This is a genomic window from Edaphobacter sp. FHG110511_03 (assembly GCF_059115365.1).
On record NZ_JBZYWL010000002.1, the window covers coordinates 881087 to 907073 of the forward strand.

25 protein-coding genes are annotated in these 25987 nt (G+C 57.9%); 15 read left to right on the forward strand and 10 right to left on the reverse strand.

The features are described 5' to 3' along the window. The first annotated feature begins 22 nt into the window (after nucleotides 1–22). The 4 genes from AC5S26_RS12905 (at nucleotide 23) to AC5S26_RS12920 (ending at nucleotide 3935) form a co-directional block, all read left to right on the forward strand. Nucleotides 23–481, forward strand: a complete 459-nt coding sequence (locus AC5S26_RS12905; protein ID WP_494185301.1) for a hypothetical protein — start codon at nucleotides 23–25, stop codon at nucleotides 479–481. A 22-nt stretch (nucleotides 482–503) separates the two neighbouring features. Then, nucleotides 504–1043 carry a hypothetical protein gene (locus tag AC5S26_RS12910; protein ID WP_494185302.1) on the forward strand — a complete coding sequence of 180 codons (540 nt, stop codon included), beginning with the start codon at nucleotides 504–506 and terminating at the stop codon, nucleotides 1041–1043. A gap of 206 nt (nucleotides 1044–1249) precedes the next feature. Then, nucleotides 1250–2317, forward strand: a complete 1068-nt coding sequence (gene pstS, locus AC5S26_RS12915; RefSeq protein WP_494185303.1) for a phosphate ABC transporter substrate-binding protein PstS — start codon at nucleotides 1250–1252, stop codon at nucleotides 2315–2317. Between the two features lie 112 nt (nucleotides 2318–2429). Beyond that, nucleotides 2430–3935 carry a porin gene (locus AC5S26_RS12920; protein WP_494185304.1) on the forward strand — a complete coding sequence of 502 codons (1506 nt, stop codon included), beginning with the start codon at nucleotides 2430–2432 and terminating at the stop codon, nucleotides 3933–3935. An 89-nt stretch (nucleotides 3936–4024) separates the two neighbouring features. On the opposite strand, the gene AC5S26_RS12925 is transcribed toward AC5S26_RS12920, so the two are convergent. Further along, nucleotides 4025–4846 (reverse strand): hypothetical protein, encoded by an 822-nt coding sequence (locus AC5S26_RS12925; protein ID WP_494185305.1) that lies wholly within the window; start codon nucleotides 4844–4846, stop codon nucleotides 4025–4027. 465 nt (nucleotides 4847–5311) lie between these two features. Here AC5S26_RS12925 and AC5S26_RS12930 point away from each other — a divergent pair, with 465 nt between their 5' ends. The 3 genes from AC5S26_RS12930 (at nucleotide 5312) to aqpZ (ending at nucleotide 8237) form a co-directional block, all read left to right on the forward strand. Next, nucleotides 5312–6412 (forward strand): oxidoreductase, encoded by a 1101-nt coding sequence (locus AC5S26_RS12930; RefSeq protein WP_494185306.1) that lies wholly within the window; start codon nucleotides 5312–5314, stop codon nucleotides 6410–6412. 172 nt (nucleotides 6413–6584) lie between these two features. Continuing rightward, a complete protein-coding gene (locus AC5S26_RS12935) occupies nucleotides 6585–7340 on the forward strand; it encodes a M48 family metalloprotease (RefSeq protein ID WP_494185307.1) in 756 nt (251 codons plus the stop codon). A gap of 171 nt (nucleotides 7341–7511) precedes the next feature. Continuing rightward, nucleotides 7512–8237, forward strand: a complete 726-nt coding sequence (gene aqpZ, locus AC5S26_RS12940) for an aquaporin Z (RefSeq protein WP_494185308.1) — start codon at nucleotides 7512–7514, stop codon at nucleotides 8235–8237. Nucleotides 8238–8304: 67 nt separating this feature from the next. Here aqpZ and AC5S26_RS12945 read toward each other — a convergent pair whose 3' ends face one another. Then, on the reverse strand, nucleotides 8305–9168 hold the full coding sequence (locus AC5S26_RS12945) for a prolipoprotein diacylglyceryl transferase (RefSeq protein ID WP_494185309.1): 864 nt from the start codon (nucleotides 9166–9168) through the stop codon (nucleotides 8305–8307). A gap of 224 nt (nucleotides 9169–9392) precedes the next feature. On the opposite strand from AC5S26_RS12945, the gene AC5S26_RS12950 reads away from it, so the two are divergent. From AC5S26_RS12950 to AC5S26_RS12960, 3 genes are all read left to right on the forward strand, one after another. After that, on the forward strand, nucleotides 9393–10676 hold the full coding sequence (locus tag AC5S26_RS12950; RefSeq protein ID WP_494185310.1) for a D-tagatose-bisphosphate aldolase, class II, non-catalytic subunit: 1284 nt from the start codon (nucleotides 9393–9395) through the stop codon (nucleotides 10674–10676). A gap of 174 nt (nucleotides 10677–10850) precedes the next feature. Continuing rightward, entirely contained in the window at nucleotides 10851–11261 is a 411-nt protein-coding gene (locus tag AC5S26_RS12955; RefSeq protein WP_494185311.1) for a hypothetical protein, read from the forward strand. Further along, nucleotides 11258–12355, forward strand: a complete 1098-nt coding sequence (locus tag AC5S26_RS12960) for a M20/M25/M40 family metallo-hydrolase (RefSeq protein ID WP_494185312.1) — start codon at nucleotides 11258–11260, stop codon at nucleotides 12353–12355. Before AC5S26_RS12955 ends, AC5S26_RS12960 begins: the two co-directional genes overlap by 4 nt. Before the next feature lie 48 nt (nucleotides 12356–12403). On the opposite strand, the gene AC5S26_RS12965 is transcribed toward AC5S26_RS12960, so the two are convergent. The 3 genes from AC5S26_RS12965 to AC5S26_RS12975 all read right to left on the reverse strand — a co-directional run bounded on the left by AC5S26_RS12965 (nucleotide 12404) and on the right by AC5S26_RS12975 (nucleotide 16029). Beyond that, nucleotides 12404–12823: a response regulator gene (locus AC5S26_RS12965; protein ID WP_494185313.1), complete on the reverse strand. Its 420-nt coding sequence runs from the start codon at nucleotides 12821–12823 to the stop codon at nucleotides 12404–12406. A 69-nt stretch (nucleotides 12824–12892) separates the two neighbouring features. Then, nucleotides 12893–14539, reverse strand: coding sequence for an ATP-binding response regulator (locus AC5S26_RS12970; RefSeq protein WP_494185314.1), 1647 nt, complete (start codon nucleotides 14537–14539; stop codon nucleotides 12893–12895). Nucleotides 14540–14961: 422 nt separating this feature from the next. Beyond that, nucleotides 14962–16029: a 1,9-bis(guanidino)-5-aza-nonane synthase gene (locus AC5S26_RS12975; protein ID WP_494185315.1), complete on the reverse strand. Its 1068-nt coding sequence runs from the start codon at nucleotides 16027–16029 to the stop codon at nucleotides 14962–14964. Between the two features lie 128 nt (nucleotides 16030–16157). On the opposite strand from AC5S26_RS12975, the gene pncB reads away from it, so the two are divergent. After that, the gene (gene pncB / locus AC5S26_RS12980) at nucleotides 16158–17462 is read left to right on the forward strand and encodes a nicotinate phosphoribosyltransferase (protein ID WP_494185316.1); all 1305 of its coding nucleotides are present in this window, start codon (nucleotides 16158–16160) and stop codon (nucleotides 17460–17462) included. A 491-nt stretch (nucleotides 17463–17953) separates the two neighbouring features. Beyond that, entirely contained in the window at nucleotides 17954–18892 is a 939-nt protein-coding gene (locus tag AC5S26_RS12985) for a S1/P1 nuclease (protein ID WP_494185317.1), read from the forward strand. A 424-nt stretch (nucleotides 18893–19316) separates the two neighbouring features. Here the strand turns inward: AC5S26_RS12985 and AC5S26_RS12990 are convergent, their stop codons facing one another. Next, nucleotides 19317–19877 (reverse strand): DUF2062 domain-containing protein, encoded by a 561-nt coding sequence (locus AC5S26_RS12990; RefSeq protein ID WP_494185318.1) that lies wholly within the window; start codon nucleotides 19875–19877, stop codon nucleotides 19317–19319. A 40-nt stretch (nucleotides 19878–19917) separates the two neighbouring features. Between AC5S26_RS12990 and AC5S26_RS12995 the strand changes: the two genes are divergently transcribed. From AC5S26_RS12995 to AC5S26_RS13005, 3 genes are all read left to right on the forward strand, one after another. After that, a complete protein-coding gene (locus tag AC5S26_RS12995; protein WP_494185319.1) occupies nucleotides 19918–20697 on the forward strand; it encodes a lysophospholipid acyltransferase family protein in 780 nt (259 codons plus the stop codon). 92 nt (nucleotides 20698–20789) lie between these two features. After that, nucleotides 20790–21602, forward strand: coding sequence for a GNAT family N-acetyltransferase (locus AC5S26_RS13000; RefSeq protein WP_494185320.1), 813 nt, complete (start codon nucleotides 20790–20792; stop codon nucleotides 21600–21602). A gap of 1 nt (nucleotide 21603) precedes the next feature. Next, on the forward strand, nucleotides 21604–22401 hold the full coding sequence (locus AC5S26_RS13005; RefSeq protein WP_494185321.1) for a lysophospholipid acyltransferase family protein: 798 nt from the start codon (nucleotides 21604–21606) through the stop codon (nucleotides 22399–22401). Here AC5S26_RS13005 and udk read toward each other — a convergent pair. From udk to AC5S26_RS13025, 4 genes are all read right to left on the reverse strand, one after another. Then, complete coding sequence (gene udk / locus AC5S26_RS13010; protein ID WP_494185322.1) at nucleotides 22333–23016, reverse strand: uridine kinase; 684 nt, start codon at nucleotides 23014–23016, stop codon at nucleotides 22333–22335. The genes AC5S26_RS13005 and udk overlap by 69 nt on opposite strands. Before the next feature lie 59 nt (nucleotides 23017–23075). Beyond that, complete coding sequence (locus AC5S26_RS13015) at nucleotides 23076–23939, reverse strand: purine-nucleoside phosphorylase (protein WP_494185323.1); 864 nt, start codon at nucleotides 23937–23939, stop codon at nucleotides 23076–23078. Nucleotides 23940–24184: 245 nt separating this feature from the next. Beyond that, entirely contained in the window at nucleotides 24185–24760 is a 576-nt protein-coding gene (hpt, locus tag AC5S26_RS13020) for a hypoxanthine phosphoribosyltransferase (RefSeq protein ID WP_494185324.1), read from the reverse strand. 57 nt (nucleotides 24761–24817) lie between these two features. Then, complete coding sequence (locus AC5S26_RS13025; protein WP_494185325.1) at nucleotides 24818–25882, reverse strand: amidohydrolase family protein; 1065 nt, start codon at nucleotides 25880–25882, stop codon at nucleotides 24818–24820. Between the last annotated feature and the right edge of the window lie 105 nt (nucleotides 25883–25987).

The window sequence follows — 25987 nt, forward strand, 5'->3', positions numbered from 1 at the left end:
CGCCCCTACAACGAGGTGCGTTATGCGATTCATCCTTAGGCCTTTTGCTCTGTTTCTCTTCTTGGTTTTGGTTTGTCCCGTCTCTCGCGCAGCCGATAAGGCTGCCCTGCTCGACGAGCAGCAGCTCGTGCAGCTCGAGCAGCGCGCCGAACAGGCAAATCCACGCGATCAATGCTTCCTGTACACGGAGCTCGTCTCAGCAATGACCGATCTCGCCGGCAAGCAGATGAAAGCAGGCGATCCCGACCGTGCGAATGCCACGCTCAAGAAGGTCGCCCGATATGCCCAGCTGATCCAGTCCAGTCTCAGCCGCGACGCCAAGCGCCTGAAGAATGCGGAAAAGCTCATGCACGACACCACGTACAGGCTTAACCAATATCTGCACAGCGCCGCGTACGAAGACCAGCCTACGCTCCAGGCCACGCTGAAACAGCTGAACCAGGTGCAGACTCAACTGCTCACCCAGGTCTTCAGCCGCTGACGCGGGACGCTACAATCACCCCATGCGACGCCTCGCCCTGTCCCTGTTCCTCTTTACTCTCTTCGCGCCGTGCGCGCTCGGCCAGCGGGCAGAAGCCAGCCTGACGGAAGGTGAGATCGAGCAGCTCCGTGACTCGGCCTACATCGCCAACGATCGCGTGATGGTCTTCATCAAGCTCATCGACACTCGCATTAAATCCATGCAGGACATGTACGCCAAGCCCCGCCGTCCCGGCCGCGAACAGGACACGCACGACCTGCTGGAGCAGTTCGCCTCGCTGGCCGACGAGCTCAGCGACAATCTCGACGACTACGGCCCGCGCCACCGCGACATCCGCAAGGCTCTCCCCAAGCTGGTCGAAGCCACGGAGCGCTGGGCCACGGCAATCAAATCGCCGCCGGACAACGACCTCTATAACGTCTCGCGCAGGATCGCACTCGAGTCCGTGCAGGATCTGCGCGAGCAAGCCACGGAGTTGACCGAAGAACAGAAGACCTGGTTCGCCGCCCATCCGCCTGCGAAGAAGCAAAGCGCCGCCGATGCCGAAAACGCGCCGCGTTGAGATGCAGAGGCGCAGGCCACTCGGGAAAAAGCACTTCCTTCTATTGGACACCGGCCGGCGATCGGGCGTAAATGCGGCAACAATAAAAAGTGCGAGAACCACGCTGAAGCGCTAGTATTGCCGGGAAATTAATCAAGGGCTGCTAAAAGAATCTCTACGGACCTGCTGAGTACTCTCGCCCCATAAATCGAATGACGGTGAGCAGAATGGATCTGCAGCGTGGATATACCCGTTGGGTCGTCGCCTTCTTTCTTCTGCTCTGGACTCCCCTCTCCTTCGCGCAAGCCATTCAGGGCGCGGGAAGCAAGTTCCCTTATCCACTCTATGAAAAGTGGTTTGCGAGCTTCCGTAAGCTCCATCCCTCAGTGAAGATCGATTACAAGCCCATCGGCTCCAGCGCTGGGATCGAGCGTTTGATGGCGGGCACGTCAGACTTCGCTGCGACCAATGCTCCTGTTACCGAAGAACAGCTCAGAGCCATCAAACGGAAGCTGGGGAAAGATGTCTTACAGATTCCTACCGTGGCTGGCGCTGTCGTGCCGATCTACAAAGTAGAAGGAGTAAACACTGACCTCAAGTTCACGGGATCGGCTCTGGCCGGAATCTACCTTGGCAGCATTACGAAATGGAACGACCCGGAGATCGCTGACGCCAATCCGGGAGTCTCGCTTCCCAACACAAAGATCGTCGTCGTTCACCGGTCCGATACAAGCGACACCTCCTACTTGTGGACCACCTATCTCAGCCAGGTTAGTCCGGCATGGAAGGTCGGTCCCGGAAGTGGAGTAAATGTGCACTGGCCGACAGGGCTCGGCACAAAAGGCGACGACGGTGTAGAAGACCTGGTCATTGGTCCAACAGGAAACGTTGGCATCACTGACCTCGTCAGCAATCTCCCAAACTCGATTGGATACGTGCAGCTTCACTATGCAATCGAAAATCACCTGCCATACGGAGACGTTCAAAATAGCTCTGGTGCCTTTGTTCGAGCAACCGCATCGAGCATCACGGCTGCTGGCGCCTCAAATGAGGTGCTTGGCCTCTCTGGTACTCCCCTTGCGAACGAATACAGTCAGACGGCCTACCCCCTCTCGTCATTCACATGGCTTCTCATTCCCGTTGAGATGAAGGACAAGACCAAGGCAAATGCCATGGCTGACTTCCTCAAGTGGATGCTTACGGAAGGGCAACAGGCTGTTGAGCCGCTTCATTATGCGCGTATTCCGAAGAATATCGTTGCACAGGCGCTAACCGAGATCGCTCGACTTCAGTAGTCGCTCATCTCTCAGTAACAACAACCGCCTACGACGATAAGCCTCAAGGGTCCAGGTAGAAGTATCTCCAACTCGTTTCGAAGCTTGAGAAAACTCTCGTCGGAGATTCGACATGCGTGTCGTCAATTTTATGTCTCTATTTCTTTCGTATGCCTTCACTGCAGGCATAGGGCAAGCTCAAAATCTTCAAGAGCCGGAAAATATACATCAGCTCAATCAGAAAGTAGTGGCTCAGGCAGAGCAGTTGGCTGCACAGCAGGAGCAGATTAAGGCGCTGCAATCATCGCTCGAAGAGCAAAAAGCGATGTTGCTTCGTCTCTTGAATGCATCACAGGCCGCAAAGCCTGCTATCGAGACAGCGTCTGCACCTGCTCCGTCTCTGATGCCGCCTCCGGTTTCTAAAACGGAGAGCTCTTCGCTATCTGCCACCGCAGGTCCGCCTCCTCAGACGAGCGCCCAGACCCAGGCTCTCCGCAAAGAGCAGGCAGAGCAACCGTACGAGAAAGAAACCCCTTGGTACGAGAAATACTCTCTGCGCGGATACGTTCAGATACGGGACAACGGCCTCTTCAGGGACAATGATGCCTACAGATGCGAGCAATGCGACAAGTCCATCGGTCCAGATAACAATTTCTTCATTCGTCGAGCCCGCCTTGTTTTCTCCGGCGACGTGTCCAATCACGTCGCCTTTTATATCCAGCCCGACTTCGCAAGCTCAAGCGACACAGCCCTTAACTATGCACAGCTTCGCGATGCTTACTTCGACGTCTCCTTCGATCAGAAGAAAACACATCGAATTCGAGCAGGCCAATCGAAGATTCCCTACGGCTTCGAGGAGATGCAATCCAGCCAGAACCGTCTGGATCTGGATAGAAGTGATGCCCTCAACAGTGCCTTTCCCAATGAGCGCGACGTTGGCGTCTTTTATTACTGGGCCCCGGCCCACATTCGAGCCCGTTTCAATGAACTCGTAACCCGGGGTCTGAAAGGTTCGGGAGACTATGGCGTCTTCGGAGCCGGCATCTTCAATGGACAGCTTCTCAACGCCTCGGAGGCCAATGGAGACCTGCACTATGTAGCTCGCTATACCTATCCTTTTCGGCTGAAAAACGGACAATTTATTGAGACCAGCATTCAGGGCTATACGGGTAAATTCGACGTCCTCACCCGAACCCCAGGCACCAAAGGCCTTCCGGATTTCCGTTACAACGATCGTCGCGTTGCGCTCAGTCTCATCGTCTACCCCCAGCCTCTGGGCTTCCAGGCGGAATACAACTGGGGGACCGGTCCCCAATATAATCCGGCAACTAACTTTATCGATCAGAAATCGCTCAATGGCGGATACGCTCTGGTCAACTATATGGCGCATCTTCCTCATGGGATCGTAATCACCCCATATATGCGTTTCCAGTACTACAACGGTGGTAAAAAACAGGAACTCGATGCTCGGAACTACCTGGTCAGGGAGGGAGAGCTCGGCATCGAGACGCAGTTCGGAAAATACATCGAGCTCACTCCCCAGTATCAGTTGGGAGACCGCACTTTTGAAGACGCAGCTAACCCCGTAAATCGTCAGAAAGGAAGCCTCCTCCGGTTACAGCTCCAATTTAATTATTAGGGTCAAAGACAAGTTAGCCGCACCGATCGGCCTGCGAAGAAGCAAAGCGCCGCCGATGCCGACAGTGCCCCTCGCTGATCACCTCGAATTCAGGGCGCAGCATGAAAGCTCCATAGCTGATGAGGTAAAACGTACGTGAATCCGGCGAATCCCTCCCACTGTGTCGAGGTCGAAGTAAGACCATGGTTGAATCCAGCATCGACGATCAGATTTTTTCGAATGGGATAAGAGAGCGACCACAAGCTTCCTACTGCATTGCCCTTCGTAAGCGGCTGGGTGAAGTGCCAGAGCTCTCCCGCGAACGTGAATGCCCCGAGCGGGTGCGAGACTGAGAGAGTCTGTCCGAACTGCCCGCGCCGAACCGTCCCGTCAGCCTGTTCAGAGAAGATCCCATTGACATCGAAATGAAATCCTCCCGCGTCTTCGCTGAACAGAAACAATGCGCTCTGCCGGAAGGTTCCGATATCCACCTCAGGAGCCGGGCTCTCATACAGCCTCCGGATGTAACTCATACTCACCGTTGGGATATGTCCTTCGCCCGAAAACACTACTCCCTGAACACCGGCAAAGACCTCTCCCGGACGATTCCCGGAGAGCGAGTCTCCAGAAGCTCCTGTGGCATGGACGAGCGGCTCGGACAGAGCAAGCAGTTGAAGACGTCGCGAGACCGTATACTTTGTCACCTGATTGATTCCGACCCGCGTATCGAATTCGGAAGACCCTTCGGCGTACAGCCCTCCATTCTCAAATTGAAGGTAGCCCACCGGCGTAAGCGTAGCGGGAGTCGAGACGGTAGGACGTCCCGGGTTAGCTTCAGGCAGCTCGGGTACGGACGATTGCGCCATACAACGCGAGATACAAAACAGCGCGAGCACCCACGCAAGGGCGCATGAAAAGCGATAGGACTTCATTGAAATCAGCTCCGGAGAAATGAGATCGCACGCCAAGGCGTGTCCATCATGAGTTCCGGGCTAAGCGCGTGGGGGAAGAAATGGCGGAGGTGCCATCCAGCCTGGAGAGTGTTCCTCTTCGATCACCGACAGGTCCACCACAAAATCCGTCTTTGGAAGCATCAGGGCGAACGTCCTGCTCCAGTGAAAACCACAGCAGGAACAGACTCCGTCGCAACGGTCGCTGGCAGGAGACAGCATATTGCCAAAAGACGAGTGGTGAAGATGGTGATTGCCAAGACCATCACAGGCAGGACATATCGGTGAGATCAGACTCATCACAACGATCAAAGCGCATAACAGAAGACCGGCAGCCTTGCTTCGATGTGCATTAGATCTGATGGATGAAAACATGACTCTTCCAGCATCGCACGCCCTCGCGGTTTTGACTCTCGCGCAGCATCCTCTACTCTGAAAGAAGCAGCTATGATCAATCCATCTTCCTCCCCTATCCGCGTCAGCCTTATCGGCTACGGCTACGTCGGCAAGACCTTTCACGCTCCCCTCGTCCGCTCCGTTCCGGGGCTTCAACTCGTTGTTGTTGGCTCCAGCAGGCCGGAGCGCGTACTCGCGGACTTCCCCGGAGTCACCGTCTGTCCTTTCATGGAAGCAGCGACGCACCCCGGCGTGGATCTGGTCGTCATTGCCAGCCCCAATGAGAGTCACTTCCCTCTCGCCGCAGCCGCGCTCCGGGCAGGCAAGCACGTTGTTGTCGACAAGCCCTTCACCCTCGATCTCGCCGAGGCCCGTGAGCTCGTCCGGATCGCACGCGAGCAGAACCGGCTTCTCTCCGTCTTTCAGAACCGCCGATGGGAAGGCGACATCCTCGCCGCCAAAGCCATCCTCGAGTCCGGACGCCTCGGTAAAGTCACTCACTTCGAGGCGCACATGGATCGCTTCCGTCCGCTCGTCCGTCAGCGCTGGCGCGAAGATCCTGGTCCCGGAGCCGGTCTCTGGTTCGATCTCGGGCCGCATCTCATCGACATCACTCTTCACCTGTTCGGCCTGCCCGACTCGGTTCTCGCAAGCATCGCCACGCTGCGTCCCGGCGGCAGGACAGACGACTGGGCCCACGTCCAGCTCTTCTATCCCGATCTCCGCGTCATCCTCAACGCCACCTTGCTTTCCTCTGGCGGAATTCCACGCACCCTGCTTCACGGAACGAAAGCGAGCTGGGCGAAGTACGGCCCCGATCTTCAGGAAAAACAGCTCGTCGAAGGCATCATCGCTCCCGGAACAAAAGGGTTTGGCGACGATCCCGATCCCGGCATCCTCTTCGATGGAGCGACCGGTGAGCGCACCGAGATTCCAGTGCCGCCCGCCGACCAGATCGGCTATTACACCGGCATGCGCGATGCCATCCTCGGCCGCGCTCCTGTGCCGGTCTCTCCCGAATCCGCCATAGCCGTAATGGCCATCCTCGAGACGACCTTCGCCTCCGGCGAGCAAGGCAGAGTGCTTCCCATTCCTCTCACCCCGGAAGAACGGGAGGCATACCAGAAGCGAGAGCCGCAATCGCACCCCTGACTCCCTCGATAACCACTTGGCGCTAGTTCATCCATCTCACGCGATCCTCGAATAAAATCTCTTTATCGGGAGTCATCCCCAGACAAGGACAATCTCTCTGAGCACCTCGGATCAGCCCGGCTCCACTCTGCGTAAGTTCCTGCATCTTTTTTCTCAGGCTCCGCAGACGTCCATGCTCTTCGACTCTCCGCCCAGCCCTCCTGCCAAGGCCACGCCAAAGAGATCCCGCTCCACCCTTCCCGCTTCGCAGTCCCTTATCACCGTCTTTCAGGAGCAATACCGCGAACTTCGGCCGCGCGCTCCCATCCCTCCCTTCGACATCCGTTTCCGCCGCTTCACTTCGCTCAACACCACCATCCGGCTTCGTGAAGGACGCCTCCACGTTCGCCTGTCCGATCTGCTCGAGCAGGCTCCAGAGACGGTCCACCACGCCATCGCGCATATTCTTCTCGCCAAGCTTTACCGCAAACCCATTGCCCCATCGCATGCCGACCGTTATCGTCGCCATGTCTCTTCCGAAGCCGTCTCGCGTCAGGCCGAACACATTCGCCAGACCCGCGGACGTAAGCGAATTCTCACGCCCTTAGGTCATCACTTCGATCTCAACGAGGTCTTCGACTCGCTCAATGCGCGCTTCTTCCACGGCCTTCTCGGGCGCCCTGTCCTCACATGGAGCGCCCACCATGCCCGCCGCATGCTTGGCCATTACGACGCGGCCCACAACACCATCATGGTCAGCCGTGTCTTTGACCGGCCCGACACCCCACGCTGCGCGATTGAGTATCTGCTCTACCACGAGATGTTGCACCTCAAGCATCCCGTCCGAGTGAAGGCCGGACGCCGCTGCGTTCACTCCCGCGAATTTCAGGCCGAGGAGCGTCTCTTCCCTCACCTCGAAGAGGCCAAAGCCTACCTCCGCCGCCTCTAAGTCCCCTCGCACCAATAAATTCCTACAGTCCTGTCGCAAAACCGTGGTAGCATCCTCCCGTCCAAGCTTCGTCTTCGGACGCACGTCGGCCAACGCAGCGTTGCGCCGGCTATGGGCCTCGCCGCAATTGAGCATTTTGAAATCTCACTTAGGAAACCGAGGGTACTCTCTATGCCGATGTATAAACGTGCAACTGCCGAGTTTCTAGGAACCTTCTGGCTTGTCTTCGGAGGCTGTGGCAGTGCTGTCCTTGCCGCCGCATTCCCACAGCTCGGCATCGGCTTCGCCGGTGTCGCTCTCGCCTTCGGACTCACTGTGCTAACGATGGCCTATGCCATCGGCCACATCTCCGGTTGCCATCTCAATCCGGCCGTCTCCATCGGCCTCGTCGTCGGAAAGCGCTTTCCCGCCTCCGAACTCCTGCCCTATATCCTTGCCCAGGTTGTGGGAGCTATCGTCGCCTCAGGCGTTCTCTACCTCATCGCCAGCGGCCGGCCCGAATTCTCCCTCGCAGGAGGCTTCGCCTCCAACGGCTACGGCCTACACTCGCCCGGTGGCTATTCGCTGGTCGCATGCTTCGTGGCCGAAGTCGTCCTGACCGCCTTCTTCCTTCTCGTCATCCTCGGCGCCACCGACCAGCGCGCCCCCAAGGGCTTCGCTCCCATCGCCATCGGCCTCTGCCTCACGCTGATTCACCTCATCAGCATCCCCGTCACCAACACCTCGGTGAACCCGGCACGCTCCACGGGTCCCGCCCTCTTCGTTGGCGGCTGGGCAATCTCGCAGCTCTGGCTCTTCTGGGTCGCTCCCATCCTTGGAGCTATCCTCGGCGGCATCATCTCCAACATCTTCTTCGATGCGCCCCAGCCCTCCGTACGCGAAGAGCTCTCCCGCTAACCTGACAAGACAAAAGCCCGGATGCTGCGAGAAGGACTCGCACCCATCCGGGCTTTTGATCTTCAGCTCAGTTTTGCGAGTCCCCTGCCAGCTCCGGGGTCCACTGCACATTCTTCGATCGAGCCACCGCGACCAGCGCCGCTCCGGCCAGAATCGATCCCAATGCCGCTACCTGCGCATTGCTCATGCCCCAGTACAATCTCGGATTGATCCGGACAAACTCAACCAGGAACCTGCCGATACCGCTCAGCACCAGGTACTCGCCGGTAATCACGCTTACCGGGGGTTTGCTCTTTGCCCTGCGCCATAGCCACAACGCCAGCGCGACGGAGTACAGCAGCTCGTAGACTGGCGTCGGCTGCACCAGGTCCGGCGTCGGCACCAGCGCATCCGCACGCATGTGCACTCCCCACGGCAGCGTCGTCTTGATTCCATAGTCGCCATCACCAGAGAGCAGGCATCCGATCCGGCCTACGCCATACCCGATCGCAGCCGCGGGCGCGGCCAGGTCCAGCATTCGCAACGCTCCAATGCTCTCGCCGGAAGCACCCTCTCCCTGCGCGCGAAACTTCGCCTTCGTCCCCATCCACATCAGCATCAGGATTCCCGCCAGCATCCCGCCAAACCAAGCGAATCCCGCCTGGAACCAATGCAGAAATCCGATCACCATATCCAGCGGGTGCTTCCATCCCGGAGCCACGATCCGAGCCATCGACATGCGCAGCGTAGCCGGATCCTGCAGCTCATGCCATACCTTGGCGCCAACCACCCCGGCAATCACCACAAACGCCACAATATTAAGGGCGTCGGCATCCACGCCATTGCGAACGAAGTTTTTGTGAAGCACCACGGTCGCGACCACCGCGGCCAACCACAGCAACAGCCCGAACGTACCCAGGTGCACCGGGCCAAAATCGATATAGGGAAACATAATCCTCGCTTCCCTTCTAGTGTATCGCCCGGCGGTTCGGTTTTCTCCCTCCGTACGGTCACCCTGGGAAAAGCGCCTCTTCGCTGCAGCTGGCTATGCAGATGGGCAAGCCTTCATGCCCTGTCTGGTTTTCGAGGCGCCCAGCAGCCGACAAGAGGGAGAATCGCTTCGGAATTGTATACTTACGCTTACTTACGCTTATTGACCTTTGCTCGGAGAGCCGAATGAATGTGAAGGAAAACCTGCAGACTCTTCTATGCAATCGACACTTGCCCGGCCATGCCAGAGGAATCTATTCCGTATGTACGGCCAATCCGACGGCGATCCGAGCTGCGATGCGTCAGGCACGGGCTGACGATTCCCCGCTGCTTCTTGAGGCAACGTCCAATCAGGTAAATCAATTCGGCGGGTACACGCGGATGCGGCCTGCAGACTTTCGCGAGCTGGCGCAGCAGCTCGCGGCCGAGGAATCTCTTCCCTTTGACCGGATCATCCTCGGCGGAGACCACCTGGGGCCAAATCCCTGGCAACATGAGCCGGCAAAGATTGCCATGGCGCATGCGGAAGAACTGGTAGCGGAGTACGCACGTGAAGGTTTCGTGAAGCTTCACCTGGACGCAAGCATGCCATGCGCGGATGATCCTTCCCCCTTGCTTCCGCAAACCGTTGCGTTACGCTCGGCGCGGCTCTGCGCTGCAGCCGAGCGGGCAGTAACTGGGACGAAGCCCGTCTACGTGATTGGCACGGAGGTTCCAACGCCAGGCGGCGCTACAGAGGGCCTCGATTCCCTTGCGGTAACGACGGTGGCAGCCGCGGAAGAGACCTTGGAGGAACATCGCCGGCAGTTTGCCGGCTTAGGGCTGACAGAGGCGTTCGAGCGCGTGATCGCCGTAGTCGTGCAACCAGGCGTCGAGTTCAACCACGATTCAGTTCATGAGTACGACGGAAACCAGGCGCAGGCACTCTCATCATGGCTACAATCTCGTGCGCCGCTTGTCTTTGAAGCGCACTCGTCGGATTACCAGAAGGAGCAGGCCTATTTCGAACTGCTTCGCGACGGCTTTGCCATCCTTAAGGTCGGTCCGGCCGTAACCTTTGCCATGCGCGAAGCCATCTTCGCGCTTGCGGCAATCGAGGCATATCTCCTACCGGAGACAAAACAATCTTGTGTGCGCGAGACAGTGGAACGAGTGATGCTTGCGTCTCCGGCAAACTGGAAAAGTCATTATCACGGCAACGCGGAGGAGCAGAGGCTGCTGCGCACCTTCAGCTATAGCGATCGCATCCGCTACTACTGGTCGCAACCCGACGTGCACGCAGCCGTAGAGCGCCTGATGGAGAATCTACGATCTGTAAGCATTCCCGAGACAATGCTCAGCGCATTTTTGCCGCTGGAGTACGCAGCCTTGCGCGATCACCAACTCTCGATGGAACCCATGGAGATCTTGCTGCATGCCACGCAAAGGTCCCTTCAGCCTTACGCGCAAGCCTGCTTCCCCAGGCACTAGCTTTGGATTGCAGAAGCAAACGGCAGTCACTTCTAAGAGAGTGTTCGCAGCTCATCTTCTGAATCGGATTGGTTTTTTGCCATGATGCCCATATCTTTAACTAGCGTGATATTTGCAGTGAGCAGATTCAAAAGCTGACAGAGTGTTCGAAGTGGTACTGAGAGGGACTTTCCTATGAAGAGGTTTTATTTCGCTCTGTTCGCGATGATTGCCGTTATGCTGGCTGGTTCCGCCAGGGCACAGAAGACCAATCCTTCCACGGCGAACAGGCTGGATTACCAGAGGGCCGGCGCACCGCTTGGAACAGAGCCGGCTGACAGGCAGATTCTGGCAGCATTAAAATCCGTCTCGGCCGAGAAGATCAAAGCGAACATCGTTCGCCTCGTGAGTTTCAACAATCGTTCAACGATTTCATCGACCGAAACAGACCTCAAGCCTGGCACGGGCGTGCTCGCTGCCGCGGATTGGATCAAATCGCAGTTTGAGGAATACAGCAAAGCTTGTGGTGGCTGTCTTGAAGTACAGTCGATGAGTTTGTCGAGCAGCCGCAGGCCGGGTTTAATAATAGCCGTCCACGAATCGTGAAGCCGACCCCGCTTCGGAATGTCGTCGCAATCCTGCGGGGATCAGACCCGGCATCCGCAAAGCGCATGTACCTGATCACCGGCCACTATGACACGCGCGAGACCGATGTCATGAACACGCATGACTTCGCACCCGGCGCGAACGATGATTCCAGCGGCACTGCGGTCTCGATGGAAGCCGCCCGAGTCTTGAGTCAGTACAAATTTCCCGCAACCCTCGTCTTCGTAGCTGTTGCTGGAGAAGAGCAGGGTCTGAACGGCTCCCGTCATCTCGCTCAGCGCGCTCAGAAGGAGGGCTGGCAACTGGAAGGAGTTCTGAACAATGACATTGTCGGTGGCGACACCACACCGGGGGACACGCTGCAAAGCAAACAGCGCATCCGCGTATTCTCTCAGGGAATTCTGCCCTCTTCTCCCATCGAACAAATCCGTCAGGCGCTCAGTACCGGCAGCGAAAACGAAACGCCATCGCGGCAGCTCGCTCGCGAAGTACTCGCAGTAAACCGTACCTATCTCGCGGGCAGTCACGAGCCCTTTCAAGCCGTGATGGAGCTTCGGCTGGATCGCTTCCTGCGCGGTGGCGATCACAAATCGTTCAGCGATGAGGGCTTTCCCGCAGTGCGATTTACGGAATGGCGCGAAAACTTTGACCATCAGCATCAGCACGTTCGAACGGAAGACGGAAGACGGAAGACGGAAGACGGAAAAGAATATGGCGATCTTCTCAAATTCGATGATTTTAATTACATCGCGCAGACTGCAAGGCTTAATATCGCCACGCTTGCGACTCTCGCCCTGTCTCCCGGCGTGCCCCAACAGGTTCGCGTCCTCACAACGAATCTGGATAACGACACCCTTCTCAAATGGGAGAGTCCGAAGAACTTTTCTGGCGAGCTGAGCTACCAGATCGTGTGGCGCGAAACAGCTGTCAACAACTGGCAATATGCCGCGGATGCGAAAAGTTTTCCCGGTCAGGTGCCGAATTCAGTGCGGCTTCCCGTTTCGAAGGACAATGTCTTCTTCGGAGTACGCGCATGCACTTCGAAAGGAATTTGCAGTCAGGCTGTCGCTCCCGTTCTAAGCCGCGAGAAATAGCGGCAAAGTAGCAGGGTGTTTTGCTCCAAACGGGCGAGCCCTACTCTTTCAACGTGGATGAAGGCGCTGAGACGATCCGGCGTGCAGATGGCGGGGAGACTCCCATTGCAGCGCGCCAGCAATCTGTTCGGCGAGAGTGAGCGGATCGAAGGGCTTGAAAAGAACCGCTGCCACCTCCAGATTGGCAAAACGCCGCTTGTCGACTCCTTGAACCTTTGCCGTTAGCAGAAGCACCGGAATATGCGCGATAGCGGGAATCTGCTGCATCTGCCGGAAGGTTGTGGGGCCGTCCACTCCCGGCATCATGACATCCATCAGAATGGCATCCGGTTGATGTTCGATCGCTAATTCGATTCCCTGAACACCGGAGCTTGCCGTCAGAACCTGCCATCCTGCGGTCGCTTCCAGCGAGAGGGATGCAACTTCCCGAATGTCATCTTCATCGTCGATGATCAAAATTCTCTGCATGGGTTAACCATCTTCTCATGCTGCAAACCATCTGGAGATGGAGTGAAGGCTGCCTGGTTCTCCAGGGACTCAGGCAGCTGGACCGGCTGAAATCAGATGATCGTACTTAGAACGGAGACGCTGCACCATGGAAAGAACCAGCGTTTCGACTTCATGGGGTTGGACCTTCGCCTTGGTCAGAAACTCGGTAGTTCCCAGGCGCAGCTTCGACATCTCGGCATCCGACAACTCATGGCCGGAGTAGACGACCAGCGGCATGCTCCGAAGAGGGGGTTGCTGACGAAGCCATTCCACGAAAGAAAAACCATCACCATCAGGAAGCGTCAGGTCAAGAATCACCAGGTCAGGACGGCGTCCCACACAGTGACGTATCGCCTGCTGCCGCGTTGAGGCATGGTCGATGTGAACGGCTGTGCCATGGAAATTTGCAATCAGAATGCTGGCAAGGTCGTCGTCGTCCTCAACCAGAAGAACATAGGCAGGGCCATCTCCACGATGGAGAACCCGGCCCAGTTCCGCAAAAAGATGGTTCTCGCTAAAGGGCTTCTGCACCCACCCCTGAGCATCGCCCGTCAGCTGAGGGCGAAGCGTAGAAGAGAGAACGCTGAGAACAACGACTGGGATCTCCGCGGTCGCCGGATTATCTCGCAGGCGCTGAAGCGTCTCCCATCCACTCAGCCCCGGCATATAAAGATCCAGCAGGATCGCTTCTACCGAATGCTCGGACGCAATGCTGAGAGCCTCTTCGCCGCTGCCCGCCTCGATCACCGTATAACCCTGCCGCGTCAAATGCTCGGAGACAACCGTCCGGATACCAGGGTCGTCATCGCAGACGAGAATCGCTCCTTCGCCCGGCGCAGGCGCTGCAACCGGCGTTGTGAGATCGGTCGATCGAGCGGTACGGGGAAGCATGACGAAAAGCGTAGTTCCCTTGATGAGGTTCCGCTGCGCCCAGATGGAGCCACTGTGCTGTTGAACGATGCTGCGGCAGATCGACAGGCCCAGGCCGGTCCCTCCACGCTGCCTCGCATCCGCATGTTCCACCTGCTGGAAGCGATCGAAGACAGAGTCGAGTTTATCTGCGGGAATACCGCGTCCTTCATCGACCACTTTAACCAGGATGGAATCCGAGGTCGCATCGGTATGGATTCGCACGGTCGACGCCGGCGTTGAAAACTTAATGGCGTTCGAGAGCAGGTTGGTCAACACCTGAAGTATGCGATCCGAGTCCCCATCAAAGAAAAGCGAATCGATCGACGCGTTCTGTCCTACCGTAAACGGAACCAGCTCAAGGTGAACCGTGTGGTCGTCCGCCATCGGCGTCATGGTTTCAATCGCCTGCTGGCAAAGATCGCGGAGGGAGCATCGGCGAATCTGAAGCGGAGCGCGCCCGGATTCCATTCGCTCTAGGTCAAGGATGTCGTTGATCAGCCGGATCAGGCGGTCCGTGTTCGTCGTCGCGATCCGAAGCAGATTCATAGCCCGGGGATCGAGGTCGCCGATCGTTCCGGACGAGAGCAGGCCCAGCGCTCCGCGAATGCTGGTCAGAGGGGTCCGAAGCTCGTGGGAAACGGTAGAGATGAACTCATCTTTAAGAGTGTCGAGCTGGGAACGCTCGGAGAGCTGCATCTTGTCTTGATATTGTTGCTCGCGTGCTTGGGTAAGCTGCAGCGCAAGTTCACGTACGGCACGTTGCGATCGCCAGAAAGCGAACAACAATATCCCGCAAGCCGCTAACAGAGAGAGAAATCCTAAAATCGGAAGCATGTGCATGCTGGACGAACCTTTAAGGCACCTTGGCAGTTCATATGGGAAGCTGGAGAGCCCAATGAAAAAGAAAGAACAACGAAATGCATTTTCAGCATTCAGGGTATAACGAGTTGCTGGAGTGCATGTAACAAAAGTAACCTATCTTTCGAAAAACACTACCTTTTTTGTAAGTAATTGAAATAACTAAACAAAATCCAATTTCCACTCATGCAGAGCATGCCAGAGTTTGCACTCCTTGGGCCTCAGAAGAGGCCGAGGTAACCTTACAAGTCAATAGGAATACGAAGGATAGAGGCTTTTGGATCACCATCTCATCAAAAAAAGCCGCCCGGGGATTGGGCGGCTTTTTTAGTTACTTTGGCGTTATTTTAGCTGGTTACTTCAACTCGGTCCAGGATGACAGCCCATCTCTTGCCCTCGCGTGCTGCCTGGGCATTCTTGTGAAAGGCGTAGCCTGCGATAAGTGGCAGGGCCATCGTAGCTTCGGAGAAGACCATCTGCTCGTAAGTGGTGTCGACCTTCCCCCAGCTGGAAGCCTCTTTCAGGGTCGATCCCGACAGCGCTCCGTCACGGGAATCGGCCACCGTAATCTGGATCGCATACTTGTGCATCGAAGCGTCCACCCCAAGGATGTCCGCGGCAACGACAATGTCCTGCGCAAAGTTCTTCGGAACGCCGCCACCGACCATCAACAGACCCGTGGTCGGATTCGCGATCTTCAGCTGCGTCAGCTCGTAAAAGTCCTTGGCGGAATCGATCGATACGGAAGGTTTGCCCTGCCGCTCATGCTGGTGGGCGACCAGACCGAAGCCCGCCGAGCAGTCCGAGAAGGCCGGGCAGAAGATCGGAACATTCTTCTCGTAGGCGGCCAGCACGATCGAGTCGCGTCCACCCGCCTGCGGGGTCTTTCCGTTCTTCGCCAGATAAGCTCCCATCTCGCGGATAAACTCGCGCGAGCTGTAGGGCCGGTGCTCCAGCGAGTTGGTGATCTGGTGCGTCGTCTCGTCGCAGGCCCGAAGCTCTTCCTCGTCGATGAAGGTGTCGTAGATGCGATCGATCATCAGCTCGCGAAGAATGCCGTCTTCGTGACCGTACTTGTATTCATCGCCGGCGATGTAATGGTTATAGCCGAGGGCTTCAAAGAAGTCCTGATCGACGATGTTGGCGCCCGTCGAGACGATGGCATCGATCATGTTGTTGCGGATCAGGTCGACGATCACCTTCTGCAGGCCAGCCGAGATGAGCGATCCGGCAAGACACAGGATGACACCACACTCCGTGTCGCGGAGCATCATCTCGTAGATCGAGGCGGCGCGAGCGGTATCGCGCGAGCTGAAGGCCATCGACTGCATGGCATCGACCAGAGCCACAACGTTGTGCTGCTTGATGTCGATGTGCTGGATGGGCTGGGTGAGGAGTTCTTTTTTCGTGAGCATAGCCTTTATAGAATACCAAGCCAAATCCTGCGTCTGACGCGGAGATGTGTGAATTTTAGTATTCTCCGCCAGGAATCCCCAGCTCGCGGGGATTGCCCCCAAGCCACCGACCGGCGAGACTGGAAGACATGAACGTCAATCTGGCCGAAAGAGCCCACAACCACAACTGGAAACTCGATCCCATCGTCCGATCGTTGCTGGATACCGACTTCTACAAATTACTCATGCTCCAGTTCATCTGGAAAAACTTTCCCCAGGTCCACGTAACCTCGGAGACGACGAACCGAACCACCTCGGTCCGGCTGGCGGAACTCATCTCGAAGGAAGTCCTGATCGAGCAGCTGGAACATGTCCGTCGCCTCCGCTTCCGGAAGAGCGAGCTGATCTGGCTGGCTGGAAACACCTTCTACGGCACCCGCACCATCTTCGAACCCGCCTTTCTCGATTGGCTCGAACACGACTTCCGCCTCTCCGACTACGAAGTCACCGAGCACGACGGTCAGCTCGTCCTGCACTTCTCCGGCCTGTGGACCGAGGTCACCATGTGGGAGATCTACGGCCTCGCCCTGCTCAGCGAGATGAAGACCCGCTCCGGCCTTGGAAAGCTTAGCGAGCTGGAGCTGGACATCCTCTATGCCCGGGCCAAGACGCGTCTCTGGGACAAGATCGAAAAACTACGCGAGGTCCCCGACGTGCGAATCTCCGAGTTCGGAACCCGCCGTCGCCACAGCTTTCTGTGGCAGGAATACGTGGTGATGGCCATGCGCGCCGGTCTCGGAGAAAGCCTCTCCGGAACCTCGAATACCTACCTGGCCTACAAACATAATCTCGAAGCCATGGGAACCAACGCGCACGAGCTCCCCATGGCCCTCGCCGCGCTCTCGAACTCCGACGAAGAGTTGCACCAGTCCCAGTACCGCGTGCTCGAGCTCTGGCAGAAGAGCTACGGCGGCGAGCTTCTCATCCTGTTGCCCGATACCTTCGGCACCACCCAGTTCCTCGAAAACGCGCCGGACTGGGTAGCCGACTGGACCGGCCAGCGGGCCGACTCCAAAGATCCCTTCGTCGCCGGAGACGAATACATCGCGTGGCTGATGAGCCGGGGCCGCGACGCCCGTCGAAAGCGCCTGATCGCCTCCGACGGCCTGGACGTCGACGACATTCTCACGCTGGAAAAGTACTTCAGAGGGCGCATTCGCTTTAGCGCGGGCTGGGGAACTCTGCTTACCAATGACTTTCGCAACTGCCATCCCCACGGCGAGCACGACTTCGAACCCATCAGCCTGGTCTGCAAGGTCGTGACGGTGGAAGGAAGACCGGCGGTGAAGCTCAGCGACAATGCGCACAAAGCCACTGGCCCCGCCGAGGAGATCGAGCGATACCGTCGAGTCTTCGGCACCACCGCCGTTCTAGGCGCAGAAGTCCTGGTCTAAAGGGGCGACTACATCTGTTGAAGCGCAGATAAATTCACTGGCGCGTGAAGGGACACCTACAGAGGAAACTGCGTGCTGCCTCTGTCGCCCATAACTCCAGTGGTGGCAGGAGTGATAGCCTTATCGGCATGCTTTGCGCAACAGGACAAGATCTTGCGGAAGAATTCCGCGCCTCGGGATTAGATCTATCCACCGCTGAGGCCGAACGCGACAGAACAGCAGCCGGAATAGCCAGGCAGCGGCGAGAAAATGCCCTCGCAGCTCTCGAGAAACATAGACAAAATTGCAGTTTATGTTCCAGGAGCAGCAAGCAAAAGGCAGAACTTCAGAACTGAAGTTGCCGAAAACCCGACACTCTCTCTCGAATGACGCATGGTGCCGGATGCCCATCTTCGCAACGGTTTCATCGTAACCACGACCTTCGAAATCGCTTAACGCATGTTCACGAACCAACCGGATTCCTCGAAAAGGTCGCCGGATATACTCGGTTAATGTCCAAATTTGCTCGTGTGATGCGTTTTGCTGTGGCCTCTGCCCTGGTGCCATGGATGACGGTGCAGCCTTCCTTTGCCTGGGGAGGAGACGGCCACCGGATGGTCAACCGGCTTGCAGCCACCTACCTTCCCACGGACGTGCCGGCGTTTCTGCGCAACGGCAATGCACTCGACACGATGGAATACCTTGGCCCGGAGCCTGATCGCTGGCGCAATCGCGCGGAGCAGGAGCTCGGCGATGCTCAGGCTTCCGAGCACTTCATCGACTTCGAGTATGCAGATCTGATCGGCACTCTTCCGAAAAAGCGCTACGACTTCGTTCGCGCCCTCGCCCAGGCGCAGGCCGCTCATCCCGACATCCAGTTGACGCCGGAGAAGGTTGGTCTCCAGCCTTACGTGACCGAAGAAGTTTGGCAGCGATTGAAGGTCGGGATGCGGGAGTATCGGCATCTTCTCGCTGCCGGAGAAGACACCAAACCGGCTGAGACTGCAATTCTCTTTTACGCGGCCTGGCTCGGCCATTACGTAGCCGATGGCTCCCAGCCCCTGCACGTCACCATACAGTACAACGGCTGGAATGGTCCCAATCCCAATGGCTACACAACCGAGCACAAGATTCACTCCCTGTTCGAGTCCCTCTATGTGACCGCGAACATCAAGTCCGGTGACCTCGCTCCGCTGGTTGCGGCAGCACAGCCGAAGCTGCTCGACGACGAATGGGCGGATTACCTGACCTATCTGCGCCACTCGGCCACCCTCGTGGAGAAGACGTACCAGATCGAGAAAACTGGCGGCTTCAACGGTGCCGGAACCCCCGAGGCAAAGACCTTCACCGAGGAGCGGCTCGCGGCCGGAGCCATTGAGCTGCGCGACATGATCTACACCGCCTGGGTTCGCAGCGGCGACCCGGTCCAGGAGTTCCACGGAGCCAACTAAGGGTTCGCCAGAGCAGCGACGTAAACCTGTCAAGCCGCGATTCGAGGCAACAAACTGAAAAAGCGATAGATCCGAAGTGCCGATCAGATTCCTTCGCTTTGTTAAAATAGAATCATCCGCCGAAAAAGCCCTGGGTACCCCCCAGGGCTTTCGGATTTAAATTCAACGAAATCAGCCAATACCGTCATTCAAAAAAAGTAAATCTATACCGTCATTTCAAAATTAAACCCATACCGTCATTCTGAGCGGAGCGCAGCGGAGTCGAAGAATCCCTGTATTTCGTTCCGGTCGCCGCAGATTTCGAAGTATCGGCAACCTGCTCTGGAATCCCCGCCTTCCCTCTTCAAAGTGATCTCGGGGATGCCCAGGTCCAAAACTAAGTCATTCCGTTCCAAGATTTTGCGCAAAATAGGTACAGGGGGGACTATGCCGCACCGCCACGTTGCTGTAGCCGCACCGACAGCTTGCGGAACAAGGGCGTAAGTGCAAGGGCAATGAGAGGAACCAGGACAATGGCAATCGCCGTCCACGTCAGGAAGGCATGCCACTCCCAGCGCCAGATCTTCCGCCCGAACTCGATCGGGTCCCGCCGGATCGCTGTCAGAAGAACCTTCGCGGAAAAAGGAAGAGGTTCGGTGTGGAAGACGTAGCTACCCAGTTGAAGAAAAGGAACAACCAGGAGAAGCTGCAACGGATAGACGACATGATTGGCAAGCTGGGATGCGGCGATGTTCAACCGTAGAAGCATCGCGACGGCGAAGCACAGCACGGTCGTCGTTCCCAACACAGGATTGATTCCAATCAGCAGCCCGACCGAAACGCTCCAGGCCAGTCGCTTCGGGGACGCTCCGCGGCGAAGAAGGGCAAGAAGGGGCAGCACAAGCCGGCGATAGAGAGGGCCTCTGTGCTCTCCGGGAGCCTCAGGGGCACCCTCCGGCTCGGTGCCTCCGTTATCTCCTTTGAGACTTGTTTCATCGCGATCCACGCCTCTCAGGATAGACTGCGCAGCAGGGGGATCGGAACGGGTGAGTTTTTTTCGGGCTGCAGGTCGAAGCATTCAACTCGCTGGGTACTTTCTCCGGTTCGGCACGGAGCTGCTGATTCGGAGACCATCCACACGAGAGGCCCGGGCAGACTGGCTGCATCGCTTCGCCGCCACAGCTCTCCACGGAATGGGAATCGAGATCGAGGCGACGGGAAGATTTCCTGAGCGCGGCGCCGTGATCTCCAATCACCTCGGCTATCTCGACATCATCGTCTTTGCCGCGCTTCACCCCTGCGTCTTCGTCTCCAAGGCCGAAGTCGCCCAATATCCGCTGCTCGGCTGGATGACGACCATGGCAGGAACGGTATACGTCGCCCGTGGACACGGCGGTTCCGCCCTCAAGGCGCGCGCGGGGCTGCAGGCCGCGTTCGACGTCGGCCTGCCGGTAGTCTTCTTCCCCGAGGGAACGACCACCAACGGCAGCGGTATGTTGAAGTTCCACAGCGGCCTCCTGTCACAGGCCCGCGCTGCCGGGGCTTCCGTGACCCCGGCGCATATCTGCTATCACCTTGGCGAAGGAAACGGCGCGGCGACGGTCGCCGACAATGTCTGCTACTGGGGAGACGATGTGGTTCTGGTGCCACACATCTTTCATCTCCTCGGTCTGCGCGGAATCCGCGCGGAGGTCCGCTTCGCCGAAGAGCCGGTCACCTTCTCCGTCCCCCCGGATCAGCGGAAGCGATCCGCTCAGGAGGCCTGGGTTGCCGTAGCCGAATTGGCAAAGGCTACGGAGGGTATCGAAACGGTGCACCATTTTTGATTCAACGAATGTTCACTTGGCGTGAACATCCTGTAACACAATTCGACGCAGACTGACCTCGAACCACTCATCCCGGGCATCAAGGAGAGTCGATGGTCAGTGTCAAGGAATCGCCTTCCGCTATTCTTCCTCAGGTCTCGCCAGTCGTTCCCAGCTTTCCGGCCAAAAAGGATATCCGCCTCGAAGCCGGCGCCTACATCGCCCGCCTTGCCATCACCGAACTGGAGCGGGCGGCAGCCTACAGGCTCCGTTTCCTCGTCTTCAACCTCGAGATGAACGAAGGCCTGGAGTCGGCCTACGCCGATGGATACGACAAAGATCGTTATGACGACGTCTGCGATCACCTGGTCGTGGAAGAGCGCGCAACCGGTGCCATCGTCGGAACCTACAGGCTGCAGATGGGCGATGTCGCCGCCCGCAGCTTCGGCTACTACAGCGAGCAGGAATTCTGCTTTGCGCCCTACGAGTCGATGCGCAGCCAGATCGTCGAGTTGGGCCGTGCCTGCATCCACCGCGAACATCGCTCGCCCGAGGTCCTTCATCTGTTATGGCGTGGAATCGCCCGCTACGCATTGGCCAACGGTGGCCGCTATATGATGGGCTGCTGCTCGCTGAACTCTCTCGACCCGCAGATGGGCCATGCCGTGTACGCCTCGCTCACCGATTTCATGGTTGAGCCGGAGCTGAGAACCGCACCAACCCCTATCTTCGCCATGCCCGCACCCGTGGGCCAGCCAGACCAGCAGCGAGCGCCAAAGCTCCTGCGCGCCTATCTCGCCATCGGGGCGAAGATCTGCGGCATACCCGCCATCGACCACGAGTTCCGCACCATCGACTTCCTGACCCTGCTCGATCTTCAGACGCTTCATCCCCGGGTCGCGGCGCGGTTTCTCGAGGGCTGCTGATTTGCGCTCTCTGCGTTCAGTCTGGAGAATTCTGAGCGCGTTTGCGTTGTTCCTCGCCCTCGCGGTGGACTTTCTCCTCCGGCCCCCTCGCTCCTCCGCGGAAGGCGCGGAGAAGATGCATCGCTGCTGCCGAAGAGTCGTTCGTGCCCTCGGAGTTCGCTGGAACGTTGAAGGGACGTTTCCACAGGGCGGCGCAGTCGTATCGAACCACCTCAGCTATCTCGACATCCTGCTCTATGCCGCGATACGTCCGTTCGTGATGGTAGCGAAGTCGGAGGTTCGCGGCTGGCCCGGAATCGGCTGGCTGACCAGGCAGGCAGGAACCATCTACGTAGTCCGAGGCGGCGGCCCCGCAACCTATCCCGGGGTGAACCACGCCATGGCAGAGGCCTATCGCAGCGGCCTGCCGGTGCTGTTCTTCCCCGAGGGGACGACGACCGACGGATCTGAAATTCAGCCCTTCCGGCGAGGACTCTTCCACTCCGTCTTGAACGAAGGAGTTCCTCTTCAAACTGCGGCGCTCTGCTATTCCTCAGACGAACGGGATATCTCCGTCGCCAACGAAGTCTGCTGGTGGGGCGATGCCCTGCTGGCTCCGCACCTGTGGAGACTGGCTGGCGCTCGCTCGATCCGGGCAACCATCCGCTTCGGTCCGGCAGTGGTAAAGCGCGACGACCGCTTCGTGTTATCGCAGCAGGCTCGCGAGCAGGTTGCGGAGATGTACGCCGATCTATCCTTCGTCGCGGCTGGATCGCCGATGTCCTGCGCGAACCAGCCCGAGCTGGTGCAGGCGCTGTAGCACCTGCTCGACCGACCAGTCGAGAGCGTCGGTTCCTTCCACGATCACAGACGCGTGTTGCGCCGACGGAAGAACATAAAGATCAGCCATCGGTTTTGCGGTCGCCTCAAACTGGGCGCGAACGCTCTCTTCGGTGCGGCCGCGCTCGCGCATGTCGCGATAGATGCGGCGATTCAGGCAGATCTCGTTCGGCGCGTTGACGTAAATGCTGAAATCGTAGAGAGCTCGCAGGCGGGAGTAATGCAGGGCGAGGATGCCTTCGACGATCAGGACCGGCGCGGGCGCAATCATCTCCGTGCGATCCGGAACCCGGGTATGAGTCGTGAAGTCGTAGATCGGGCGCTCGATGTTGCGGCCGTCCGCAAGCGTCTCCACATGCTCGACCAGCAGCGTATGCTCGAGCGAGTCAGGATGATCGAAGTTCTGCAAACCCCGCTCTTCCTGGGGCAGATGGCTTAAGCAACGATAGTAGAAGTCCAGCGGCAGCAGCGTAGCCGAAAGCTGCGCGGTCAGCTCGCGGGCAAGCGTTGTCTTTCCGGAACCGGAGCAGCCGGCCAATCCAAGGATGAGAGGGCGCTGCGGAAGCAACAGTTGCAGCGCGGGTTGATCTTGCAAGAAGCAGTTCCTTTCACGTGCCTTAAGTTCTCAATGCGCTCCGGAAAGCGGCATCGGATTCACTGCGGGCTTGAGGCCACCTGGGGAATAAGAGCGGTGAGCAGTCCGGTAAACTGCCCTGCGATACGACGGCCGGTCTCCATCACCTCTTCGTGATTGATAGGCTGCTCGAGAACTCCGGCAGCCATGTTGGTCACGACAGAAAGACCCAGGACCTCGATTCCCATGTGCCGGGCGACGATCACCTCATGGACCGTGGACATCCCCACCAGGTCGGCTCCCAAGGTGCGAAAGGCACGAATCTCGGCGGGAGTCTCATAGCTGGGGCCGAGGACCGACAGATACACGCCTTCGTTAAGCTTCCATCCCTGCCTGGCTGCTTCTTCGCCGGCGAGCCGCCGCAGAGTAGGCGAGTACGCCGCACTCATGTCAAAAAAGCGCTGGCCGAAGCGGGGCTCGTTGGGACCGAGCACGGCGTTGGTGCCCGTGAGATTGATGTGGTCCGAGATGGCGACAATGGCGCCCTGGCCATAGCTCGTATTGATGCCTCCGGCAGCATTGGTGACGATCAGCCGCTCTACCCCCAGAAGACCCAAAACGCGCGTGGGGAAGGTAACCTCCCTCGAGGAATAGCCTTCATAGGCATGAACCCGTCCCTGCATGATCGCGACCGGAACCCCGCCAACCGTTCCGAGGACCAGCTTTCCTGAGTGCCCCTCAACCGTGGAGAGCGGAAAATTCGGAATCTCCGAATACGCGATGGAGATGCGGTCTTCGACCTTATCGGCAAAGTCTCCGAGTCCGGAACCGAGAACGAGACCAAGCCGGGGTCGCGTTGCGGTACGGGATCGGATGTATCCAGCGGCGGCCATCGCGCGCGCATAGAGATCGTCTGTCTCTGTAGTCTGGCTTTCTGGTGTCATGTTCTGTCCTGGGAAGAGGTGCAAACATCTTCGGCGTGGATAGTGTACCTTTCGGAATCCGAACGGGTTCGCAGGGTGATCTTTTTAGACACTACACGTAGCTGTCGATGGAGAGGCCGGCAGCGAATCGTCCTCCCCAAGAAGATGACTCACGCGCACAATCAAGGGGAACGATGCCAGCCCAGGCCATGCCGCCGGCTCTTGCGCTTGAAGAAAAAAATTACAATGGATGTGGCGAAAACTGTCTAGTGGCCGACGTCTTCGGGAAAGAGGCGGATGTCTTCCACTCCGCGATATCGCTCCGCGTAGTCCATCCCGTATCCGATAACAAACTGATTGGGAATCTTGAAGGCCACATAGTCGGCTTCGATGGGGACGAGGCGGCGGTCGGGCTTGTCGAGGCAGGTCGCAATCTTGAGCGATGCGGGTTTGTGCTGGAGCATCATCTGGCGAAGGAAGCTGAGCGTGAGACCGGTATCGAGGATGTCTTCGACCAGGATGACGTGCTTGCCTTCAATGGGGTTGTCGATATCCTTGATGAGCTTGACGGCTCCGGAGGAGACACGGGCGCGGCCATAGCTGGAGACGGCAACGAAGTCGAAGGTGTTGTCGACCTGGATGGCGCGAGCGAGGTCAGCGAGGAAGATCGCCGCTCCCTTGAGGACGCCGATAAGCACGATGGACTGCCCCTCGTACTCGGCAGAGATCTGGGCGCCGATCTCACGGGTGCGCTGGGAGATCTGCTCTTTGGTGAGGAGGATTTCCATGGTGTCGGGCGACGGGAAGAACGCGGGCGGGGCAGGCGTGGTACTGGTGGGCATATAAGGGAAAGGTTACGCGAAGCCGCGCCACAGGCCAAGTCTGAAGCATTATTTGCCTTAGCGCCTCAGATGGGGCATCAGCTTCAATGCATTGTCGCGGTAAATCTTCTTCAGAACGCCGTCAGGCAGTGATACCCCGTAGATATTCCATCGTCCCTGCCGGGACGCATGCGATGGATATTCAAAGTACTCATCCGCCGTCTCTAAAAATCGGAAGTAAAGCCGGTACATCTCTTCCGAAGGAAGCAGGTCGGTGCCGAAGAGAATTCGATCTGCGTATTTTAGAAATAGATTGCGCGCGCTGTAAGGCTGTCGTCCCAGCTCCGGCGTGCGGGCGCTGATGTCCACCATGAGATTTGGAAGAGCGTCCAGCTGCTCGGAGAGAAAGGCCAGGTCTTCTCCGCTCTCCGCGCAATGCGCCCCGACGAAGGTGATCTCCGGATGACGGGCAATCACGCGGTTGCGCTGCTCCAGCAGCTCGCGCTTTGAGACGGGCGAATCGCTGAACGCCCAGTCCGGATGCGCCGCCAACTCCTCATAGCGTTCATTCCGAGGATCGATCGGTTGAAAGAAGGCCGTCGGATCCGCAGTATGAAACATCACCGGCAAGCCAAGCTCGCCACACGCGGAGAAGATCGGATCGAATCGCTCATCGTCGATGCGCAACAGCACGCCGTTCGCGTCTTTCAGCACAAGCCCGAGGTCTTTCCAGAACTTGATGCCACAGGCTCCATGATCGACCAGCCGCTTCAGCCGATCGATGGTCACCTGCACAAAATCCGCACGCTCCACGCCCTCCCAATCCATCCACCCGATCGAAGAGAATCGGTCGGGAGCAGCATGGTGAAATCGATCCATGATGGCATGTGCAGATTGACCGACCTGCATGGTAATGTTCACGACGTGCTCCACACCGCATCGATCCATGATCTGCAGCACTTCCCGGGGATCCGTCGAATCGAGGTGGTTGTGGTAATCGATTGCGGGAAACTTTGCCTCGCGAACGTCGTGGTGAGCCGATGTCAAAGACGAAACCGGATGAAAATCCGTCAAGCGCAGGTCCACCTCGGCCGTCGCACTTACCATGTCTACAAACTTGTCGCCTTTGCCAAACTCGGTCATAATGCTCTCTCACTCACGGAAACGATACCATACGAAACGAATCGGAAGAATCCACCGCCGCGCTCTTCCGATCCGCCCCCATCCGGGCCAGGATTCTTCTGATGC